The organism is Veillonella sp. ACP1 (assembly GCF_000286635.1).
GTDB lineage: Bacteria > Bacillota > Negativicutes > Veillonellales > Veillonellaceae > Veillonella > Veillonella atypica.
The window spans coordinates 1-9,052 of sequence record NZ_ALKL01000015.1 but is presented as its reverse complement, the minus strand read 5'-3'; the positions used below and the strand labels follow the sequence as shown (position 1 = coordinate 9,052).

General features: G+C 31.5%; 9 protein-coding genes. 5 read left to right on the top strand and 4 right to left on the bottom strand.

Translation table 11 applies throughout. The features are described 5' to 3' along the window. Positions 1 to 49: 49 nt before the first annotated feature. The gene (gene istB, locus HMPREF1151_RS06565; protein ID WP_005382493.1) at positions 50 to 805 is read right to left on the bottom strand and encodes an IS21-like element helper ATPase IstB; all 756 of its coding nucleotides are present in this window, start codon (positions 803 to 805) and stop codon (positions 50 to 52) included. Then, entirely contained in the window at positions 789 to 2,087 is a 1,299-nt protein-coding gene (gene istA, locus HMPREF1151_RS06560) for an IS21 family transposase (protein ID WP_009660914.1), read from the bottom strand. The genes istB (HMPREF1151_RS06565) and istA (HMPREF1151_RS06560) overlap by 17 nt, the downstream gene beginning before the upstream one ends. A 134-nt stretch (positions 2,088 to 2,221) precedes the next feature. Here istA (HMPREF1151_RS06560) and HMPREF1151_RS06555 point away from each other — a divergent pair, with 134 nt between their 5' ends. From HMPREF1151_RS06555 to HMPREF1151_RS09990, 5 genes are all read left to right on the top strand, one after another. Beyond that, entirely contained in the window at positions 2,222 to 2,461 is a 240-nt protein-coding gene (locus tag HMPREF1151_RS06555; RefSeq protein WP_038141432.1) for a hypothetical protein, read from the top strand. Next, positions 2,442 to 5,399, top strand: a complete 2,958-nt coding sequence (locus HMPREF1151_RS06550) for an ATP-binding protein (protein ID WP_009661497.1) — start codon at positions 2,442 to 2,444, stop codon at positions 5,397 to 5,399. Before HMPREF1151_RS06555 ends, HMPREF1151_RS06550 begins: the two co-directional genes overlap by 20 nt. A 15-nt stretch (positions 5,400 to 5,414) precedes the next feature. Next, positions 5,415 to 6,017 carry a hypothetical protein gene (locus HMPREF1151_RS06545; RefSeq protein ID WP_009661499.1) on the top strand — a complete coding sequence of 201 codons (603 nt, stop codon included), beginning with the start codon at positions 5,415 to 5,417 and terminating at the stop codon, positions 6,015 to 6,017. Positions 6,018 to 6,173: 156 nt separating this feature from the next. Continuing rightward, the gene (locus HMPREF1151_RS06540; protein WP_009661498.1) at positions 6,174 to 6,638 is read left to right on the top strand and encodes a hypothetical protein; all 465 of its coding nucleotides are present in this window, start codon (positions 6,174 to 6,176) and stop codon (positions 6,636 to 6,638) included. Positions 6,639 to 6,787: 149 nt separating this feature from the next. Further along, the gene (locus HMPREF1151_RS09990; protein WP_083842114.1) at positions 6,788 to 6,904 is read left to right on the top strand and encodes a zinc-ribbon domain-containing protein; all 117 of its coding nucleotides are present in this window, start codon (positions 6,788 to 6,790) and stop codon (positions 6,902 to 6,904) included. Between the two features lie 17 nt (positions 6,905 to 6,921). Here HMPREF1151_RS09990 and istB (HMPREF1151_RS06535) read toward each other — a convergent pair whose 3' ends face one another. Both istB (HMPREF1151_RS06535) and istA (HMPREF1151_RS06530) read right to left on the bottom strand, forming a co-directional pair. After that, positions 6,922 to 7,677: an IS21-like element helper ATPase IstB gene (istB, locus tag HMPREF1151_RS06535; RefSeq protein ID WP_005382493.1), complete on the bottom strand. Its 756-nt coding sequence runs from the start codon at positions 7,675 to 7,677 to the stop codon at positions 6,922 to 6,924. Beyond that, positions 7,661 to 8,959 (bottom strand): IS21 family transposase, encoded by a 1,299-nt coding sequence (istA, locus tag HMPREF1151_RS06530; protein WP_009660914.1) that lies wholly within the window; start codon positions 8,957 to 8,959, stop codon positions 7,661 to 7,663. The genes istB (HMPREF1151_RS06535) and istA (HMPREF1151_RS06530) overlap by 17 nt, the downstream gene beginning before the upstream one ends. Positions 8,960 to 9,052 lie beyond the last annotated feature (93 nt).

Sequence of the window (9,052 nt, the reverse complement as noted above, 5' to 3'; positions counted from 1 at the left end):
GTAAATGTCAATATAAGAATGTACAATTTTGACGATGTACAATGTACAGTTATTCCTTCTGTTGCATATGGTTTCGTAACCGGTATGAATCTCCAGTTATGCTAATCACATGTGCATGGTGAAGTAATCGATCAACAATAGCATTAGCTACTCGCTCATCATGTAATATGGTAGCCCACTCATCAAAATTAATGTTAGACGTTACGATGGTACTTTTCTTTTCGTACCGTCTATCAATAATTTGAAATAGTAAGTTAGCATCACCTGGTTGTAACGGTAAATAGCCAATTTCATCAATGATGAGTAATTGGTAGCGTGCATAATGCTTGAGCCGAGTTTCTAATCGTCCTTCATCTTTTGCACTCTTAAGGTTTTGAATTAAATCATGGCATTTAATAAAATAGGTGCTTCGTCTGTTACGAGAGCTTTCAATACCTAGTGATGTAGCTAAATGTGTTTTCCCCACTCCGCTAGAGCCAAGAAATACAATGTTTTCAGCTTGTTCCATGAATCCTAATGATGCTAAATCCTTAATTTGCATTTCGTTAATTTGTGGTTGAAATGAAAATTCAAAATCAGCTAGTGTTTTCAAATGAGGAAAATTACTAATTTTCACCATATGGTTAATTACGTTTTGTCGTTTAATATCAACTTCGTAATCACTCAGCTTCAATAACCACTCAATATGAGATAAGCTCTGTGTATTAGCTAATTCAATTGTTTCATCTAGGTGTAACATGCATTGTTTTAGTTTTAGATATGCTAGATTATCTTGTAAGCGTTGGTAATTAGTCTGTAGTGTCATAGATAGCTCCTATCTTTTCCAAATTAGATTTTGCTTTAGCTTTCACATCTTCAGAACTTAGATAAGGAATTGTTTTCTGCAATTGTGCCTCATAATGAGAAGGCAAATAGTTAACCTTCTTACCACTTAATGGGTGCTGTGCAATCAATTCTGTGCTATCATATATGTATAGCATCTTATCTATGGTCTTTAAGGTCATAGATTTGGCCACATATCCTGGTGGTACAGAATAGTGGCTACCACGAAAGCTAATGAGATTACTTGCTGAAACCTTAGCTTTTGGGTGATCTATGCGGTAGGAATCTCTTATCACTTTTGTTGGAAGTGGGGTAAGAGATTCCTTTTCTTTTTCAAGCAGTGCAGACGGTATTTGTCTTGTAGCTTGAGAAATCGCTAGATTACTACGTAAAATAATTTTTTGAATCTGTTCTTCCACTTCTTGTATTGTTAATTTTCCTTGGTACGCATGAATTTCATCTAGAATTTTCATTTGGCTTTCTACTTTGCCTTTCGTTTGTGGACGGCGCGCCATACACGGCTTAAATGTAAAGCCAAAGTCACTTGAAAATTGTTCTGCTTTGGTATGAAGCTGTCCTTTAGTTCCAGCTAGCCTCGGTTGTACCATCACGGTTTTCATATTATCTGTTAATAGTACATGTGGAACACCTTGTAATTGTTCAAAGAATTCTACCAATGCATCTTGTAGTGTTTCAGTAGTTCTATCGAAAGTGACCTTTGCTAATTTGTATCGAGAATAGCCTAATGTCATCAGCAATATATTAAAAGTTATGTGTGTGCCATCATGCAATAGGAATTTAATATTCTCTTTCCAATCAACTTGAGCCTGTTCAGCTGGTGCGGTTTCAAAGCGAATCGTATGCTGTGTGCTAGGCGATGTATGTTTTCTATCAAAATAGGATTGAAATACTGGTATCTTTAAAATATAACCGCGAAATGTAGAGTAAGCAGCTGTGAGTCCATGGTTATCTACCAAGTATTGCCACAAGACACGCTTATAATAAAATTGTTGGGGTGTATCATCAGATAATAAAGTCTGTATTACGTCATGAAATTTATCAATCATAGATGGTTTATGACGATGTGGATCAGGCGTTCCATTTTCATAATGAGATTTTATGGTGCGTCTATCATAGCCTAATTCACGACCTAGTAAACTATAATTAGGTTTCAAATTGCAAGCCTCCAGAATGTCTCTTAACATTGGTAAGTCTAATAATGATGTTACAGTAAATGAACTGTTAATAGCGTATACGTATTGCATGTTGTTATCACCTCAACTATAGTATCGGTGATACAATCAAAGTTGTACATTCTTATATCATCATTTTTGTACATTCTTAGAGTATCATTTACATAAAAAAATATGGTTTTTATATTATAAAAACCGATTTCTATATGGATATATTTACTATATATATTAAATCTGAGAAAAAGGTTGGTATTAAAGATTTTAGAAAATTACTAGCAGAATTTTATAAAAGTAAAAGTGGTATGATTTTAGTATTTGATTTAGAAAATGCAACAGATGTACAAAAAAAGAAATTTCGTGAAGAGCAAATATCATATTGTATAACAGGAAAAGAGTTATTTATATCAAAAAATAGGAGATATATTGATGGGCGAAGATCATTATAAATATTTGGAAAAATCAAATGAAATATTGAATTTATTTGAAAGTATACAAACTGGAAATGTTGATGTACCCATTAATTCAGTTATTCCACTTGATTTTCCTGTCAATAGCGAACTTAAAAATAATGAAGTTTGTTTTTATAAGATAAAGCAGCTTTCATTTGATGAAGATTATCCAAGGCGAGAAGCATTTGAAAATGTTCTACTTTCAATGAATAATAACGCATTCAATTTTATTTATATTTTAACTGGTACGCCTAAAGGAATTGAACTGTGTATTGGTGTTGTTCAAAATCAAAATGAAAATCAACCTATTCTTGGAAAAAAATTCTCTGCAGTAAATTATGGTGAGATTATAGCGAATGTATTCGAAGGAAACTTTAATGGAAGTATTCTCGAAAAAATGAATAGTTCTGAGTTAGAAAAGCTAATAGGGCTAGGGGTAAAAGAATATGATAATGCTGGTATTATTATAGGTATTCCATCTGTTAATAAAAAAGAGAATGGAGAAGATTATGATTTTCAAGGAATAGATCGTTTAGTAAATAGTATGCTTGGATTAGAATGGAGAATAGTTTTAGTATGTGAATCAGTTTCAAAGAATGAAATTATTTCAATAAGAGATGATGTTTTTGAGTTATATAATAGATTGTCATTATATGCGAAACGTACTATTCAACACTCTGAAAATGATGGTAATAGTCTATCTTTTGGTACTAGTCAATCTAGTAGTAAAAGTAAAAATTGGGGATATAGCAAATCTAAAGGAAAGTCAGGTGATAAACATAATGAAAAATATTCTTCTGGTTGGAATAGTAACGAGCAAAACTCAGAAGGCGAAAGTAGAGATTCTCAGCATGGAAAAAATCAAGGTATAAGTTTTAATCGTGGATCTTCAAATTCGGTTACCTTAGAAATTGCCAATAAGCATGCTGAAGAAATGATGAAATATATTAATGAAAATCTATTAGAACGTATTAAATTAGGATATAGTAAGGGATTGTATAAATCTTCAATCTATTATATGGCTAAAGGAGCTACACATGCGAATAGACTTAAGGTCGGAATAATGTCATTATTCCAAGGTAATAACACTTCCTATAGTCCTCTTTTTGCACAAAATATTGATTTGGAGAAATCTAAAAATATAAGCTTATTAAATACTTTTCAAAATCAATATATTGAAAGACCTAATCTTTCTAATGATGCTTTACTACTTCTAGGAAGGCCATTTTATAATCAATATATTGGGTTGAGTTCTTATTTGACTACTAGTGAAGTAAGTTTAATAGCTGGGTTACCACAAAAAGAAGTTCCAGGATTATCTCTTAAAGAAGGAGTAAGCTTTGGATTAAATGTAAAGAATATTGATAATGTAGAGACAATTAATCTTGGTGTTATGGTTCAAAAAGGCCGAGAGTTGAAACAGGTCCCATTTTTTTTATCAAGAAATAGTATGGCTAAACACACTTTTATTGGAGGGGTAACAGGTAGTGGAAAAACAACAACATGTCATAGACTTCTTTCAGAAGCTAATATGCCATTTTTAGTAATTGAACCTGCTAAGACCGAATATCGAACATTAATAAGAGATGATTCAAGTTTAGTTGTTTTTACTCTAGGAAATGAGATGGTAGCACCATTTAGAATTAATCCTTTTGAACTAATAAAAGGTGAAGTGATATCCGCGCACGTTGATATGATAAAAGCAGCTTTTACATCAGCATTTCCAATGGAAGCGTCAATGCCACAAATATTAGAAGAAGCAATTTATAATATTTATGAACAAAAAGGTTGGAATATTGATACAAATGAAAATGATATCTGGGGAGATAAAGCATTTAATCCTCAAGTAAACAGTTTTCCTATTTTATCTGATTTATTAGAAGAAATGCGGAATGTTGTTGAAAGTAAACATTTTAGTGCTCAAATGCAAGCAGATTATATAGGTTCTCTTGTAAGCCGACTTTCAAATCTTACTGTAGGATCTAAAGGCCGAATGCTTAATTGTGAACATTCAACAGATTTTGAGTTTATTGCACATAATAACATTATTTTAGAAATGGAAGAACTAAAGTCACCAGAAGATAAGGCTTTAATTATGGGCCTTATCTTAAGTCGATTATCAGCAACGATTAAAGAAGAACATAAAAAGAACCCTACATATAAACATATTACACTTATTGAAGAGGCACACAGATTATTATCAAAAGTAGAATATGGTGATTGTGGCTCGAAGAAAATAGCTGTTGAAACCTTTACTGACTTGCTTGCGGAAGTTAGAAAGTATGGAGAGGGTTTGATTATAGTTGATCAGATACCTAATAAATTGGCACCTGAAGTTTTAAAAAATACTAATACTAAAATAATACATAAGATATTAGCTCATGATGATAAACAAGCTGTTGGTGATACCATGTTAATGGATGATAAACAGAAAGAATATTTATCAGCATTAAATGTTGGAAATGCAATAATTTTTTCAGAAAATACTGAAAAGCCAGTACATGTTCATATAAGCAAAATTAGTGATACAAATGAGATTCAAATAGAAAATGATATTGTAAAATTACGGTTTCTAGATAAAAAAAATCAATTTGGTAGTTCTTATGAATTACCAGAAGTTTTAGAAATACTTAATTTATTTTCAAATATAGCTCATGATATAAGAAGAATGAATATTGATATTGATAAAAATAAGAAGTTACTAGTAAAAATAGAACAGATAGCAAAAAAATATAAAATCTCAAAAGAAGAAGTTTGGAGAAAGGTGATATTAAGATATGATAAGGCGACTGGTAAATCAAAAGCGTGTTCAGTAAAACAGAATGAAAGAGTAAGTTCTTTGGTTAATTTTTTTTCTAAAATATTTTCTAATGATAAATTCAGTATTGATGATATTTATGATAATAGAAGTGTATGTTGTATTTATTTAATGTAAAGGGGAAGAGATATTATGTTTGGATTTATAGCGGGTATTGTTGCGGCAGCAACATCGGTGACAAATGTACTTGTATCTGTTAGTTTAGTACTTCGTGATTTGAAAACAATTGGGAATATATTGGTTACTTTAGGGAAAGCATTAGGTTTAATTAAACCAGATATAAAAGTAAGTGAATTAGGTGATAAAGCATTACAGAGTGGATATAATCCAGAAGATTATGATAGTTATTTAGAGTATGTAAATGCAGTTGAAAATTATAATTTAGATCCAGAAAAATCTAATTTGACTACTGAAGAAGATAAGCTAAAGAAAGCTATGGAGTTGGCAGTTGGGGTAACAATAGAAAAATATGAGAATTTACCAGTTCAAGAATTTTGTATAGCTGTTGGAGAGAACATTAAGTATTTTACTGAAACTAAAATAAAAGAAATTGGAAAATTAATACAATTAGATGAATCTAATATTTCCCGTATATTGAACTATATCAATGGTACGGAAAGAGATAGTAAGCAAATTCAAAGAGTAGTAGATACTCTTATGGAGGTTGAAAAGATTTCAAATCCTGAGATTAGTGAAAAAGAAGCTTATAAAGATATTATTCAATTAAGAAAGTAAAGTTGTATGATTACATTATTTATGAGTAAAGCATAAGATATAGTGTGAAATATATAATTCTGTAAAGCTATTATGATTTGGTTTTATTCTGGTAGGCCATAGTAAGGTTAAATAGAAGATAATAATAGATCTAAAATAGAAGTTAGGAGTGAGGATGTGCAAGAGTTTTACATTATTATAAAAAAAGAGTCTCTTTTGGTTTATGAAAAAAAGGGAAATGGTTATGAGAGAATTTATTTGGGCGGGAATCCAGAGTACTTATATTCTTTAAATAATCCCTCAAAAAGTATTGAAAAGTTTCTAGCATTAATTGCGGAAGAATACAATCTTGACTCAATTGCTGAAGTTAACTTTAATATTATAGATAATGAAGATAAAATAGTTTCTAGTACTGTACTAGAAAAATTTGGCGTATATGTTAAGACGTGTATACATATAGAAACATTAATGATTGATATACTGAATAGTCTTGCACGAGATGCAAAATTACGAATTTTAGAATATGGAATTAATTATGATAATAAAAACTATATTAAAAAAGATAATGGTATTAATAAAAGAGAGTATAGTTTATTAGCATATAAGTTAATTGATGATAAATTAATAAAATACGTTTTGTAAATCTTTATGTGTCTTTTGCTTATATCGATTTAGAGTATAAAGGTTGTCTAGTTAACTCTGAATTACAGTAAAGAGAATAATATTTATAAATTTATTATAATTGGGTATAAGTGGATGTGTAATAAGAGAAATAAATTGGAGAGTTAAATATGAATCAAATTCTTATATGTAATAATTGTGGTAAAGAGAATAGTAATAAACGTTATTTTTGTGAGAAGTGTGGGATGTTATTATGTAAATGTCAATATAAGAATGTACAATTTTGACGATGTACAATGTACAGTTATTCCTTCTGTTGCATATGGTTTCGTAACCGGTATGAATCTCCAGTTATGCTAATCACATGTGCATGGTGAAGTAATCGATCAACAATAGCATTAGCTACTCGCTCATCATGTAATATGGTAGCCCACTCATCAAAATTAATGTTAGACGTTACGATGGTACTTTTCTTTTCGTACCGTCTATCAATAATTTGAAATAGTAAGTTAGCATCACCTGGTTGTAACGGTAAATAGCCAATTTCATCAATGATGAGTAATTGGTAGCGTGCATAATGCTTGAGCCGAGTTTCTAATCGTCCTTCATCTTTTGCACTCTTAAGGTTTTGAATTAAATCATGGCATTTAATAAAATAGGTGCTTCGTCTGTTACGAGAGCTTTCAATACCTAGTGATGTAGCTAAATGTGTTTTCCCCACTCCGCTAGAGCCAAGAAATACAATGTTTTCAGCTTGTTCCATGAATCCTAATGATGCTAAATCCTTAATTTGCATTTCGTTAATTTGTGGTTGAAATGAAAATTCAAAATCAGCTAGTGTTTTCAAATGAGGAAAATTACTAATTTTCACCATATGGTTAATTACGTTTTGTCGTTTAATATCAACTTCGTAATCACTCAGCTTCAATAACCACTCAATATGAGATAAGCTCTGTGTATTAGCTAATTCAATTGTTTCATCTAGGTGTAACATGCATTGTTTTAGTTTTAGATATGCTAGATTATCTTGTAAGCGTTGGTAATTAGTCTGTAGTGTCATAGATAGCTCCTATCTTTTCCAAATTAGATTTTGCTTTAGCTTTCACATCTTCAGAACTTAGATAAGGAATTGTTTTCTGCAATTGTGCCTCATAATGAGAAGGCAAATAGTTAACCTTCTTACCACTTAATGGGTGCTGTGCAATCAATTCTGTGCTATCATATATGTATAGCATCTTATCTATGGTCTTTAAGGTCATAGATTTGGCCACATATCCTGGTGGTACAGAATAGTGGCTACCACGAAAGCTAATGAGATTACTTGCTGAAACCTTAGCTTTTGGGTGATCTATGCGGTAGGAATCTCTTATCACTTTTGTTGGAAGTGGGGTAAGAGATTCCTTTTCTTTTTCAAGCAGTGCAGACGGTATTTGTCTTGTAGCTTGAGAAATCGCTAGATTACTACGTAAAATAATTTTTTGAATCTGTTCTTCCACTTCTTGTATTGTTAATTTTCCTTGGTACGCATGAATTTCATCTAGAATTTTCATTTGGCTTTCTACTTTGCCTTTCGTTTGTGGACGGCGCGCCATACACGGCTTAAATGTAAAGCCAAAGTCACTTGAAAATTGTTCTGCTTTGGTATGAAGCTGTCCTTTAGTTCCAGCTAGCCTCGGTTGTACCATCACGGTTTTCATATTATCTGTTAATAGTACATGTGGAACACCTTGTAATTGTTCAAAGAATTCTACCAATGCATCTTGTAGTGTTTCAGTAGTTCTATCGAAAGTGACCTTTGCTAATTTGTATCGAGAATAGCCTAATGTCATCAGCAATATATTAAAAGTTATGTGTGTGCCATCATGCAATAGGAATTTAATATTCTCTTTCCAATCAACTTGAGCCTGTTCAGCTGGTGCGGTTTCAAAGCGAATCGTATGCTGTGTGCTAGGCGATGTATGTTTTCTATCAAAATAGGATTGAAATACTGGTATCTTTAAAATATAACCGCGAAATGTAGAGTAAGCAGCTGTGAGTCCATGGTTATCTACCAAGTATTGCCACAAGACACGCTTATAATAAAATTGTTGGGGTGTATCATCAGATAATAAAGTCTGTATTACGTCATGAAATTTATCAATCATAGATGGTTTATGACGATGTGGATCAGGCGTTCCATTTTCATAATGAGATTTTATGGTGCGTCTATCATAGCCTAATTCACGACCTAGTAAACTATAATTAGGTTTCAAATTGCAAGCCTCCAGAATGTCTCTTAACATTGGTAAGTCTAATAATGATGTTACAGTAAATGAACTGTTAATAGCGTATACGTATTGCATGTTGTTATCACCTCAACTATAGTATCGGTGATACAATCAAAGTTGTACATTCTTATATCATCATTTTTGTACATTCTTAGAGTATCATTTACA

Coding starts and splice junctions, on each gene's coding strand:
- istA (WP_009660914.1), bottom strand. CDS start 8,959: ATGCAATACGTATACGCTATTAACAGTTCATTTACTGTAACATCATTA.
- istA (WP_009660914.1), bottom strand. CDS start 2,087: ATGCAATACGTATACGCTATTAACAGTTCATTTACTGTAACATCATTA.
- istB (WP_005382493.1), bottom strand. CDS start 7,677: ATGACACTACAGACTAATTACCAACGCTTACAAGATAATCTAGCATAT.
- HMPREF1151_RS06550 (WP_009661497.1), top strand. CDS start 2,442: ATGGGCGAAGATCATTATAAATATTTGGAAAAATCAAATGAAATATTG.
- HMPREF1151_RS09990 (WP_083842114.1), top strand. CDS start 6,788: ATGAATCAAATTCTTATATGTAATAATTGTGGTAAAGAGAATAGTAAT.
- HMPREF1151_RS06545 (WP_009661499.1), top strand. CDS start 5,415: ATGTTTGGATTTATAGCGGGTATTGTTGCGGCAGCAACATCGGTGACA.
- HMPREF1151_RS06555 (WP_038141432.1), top strand. CDS start 2,222: ATGGATATATTTACTATATATATTAAATCTGAGAAAAAGGTTGGTATT.
- istB (WP_005382493.1), bottom strand. CDS start 805: ATGACACTACAGACTAATTACCAACGCTTACAAGATAATCTAGCATAT.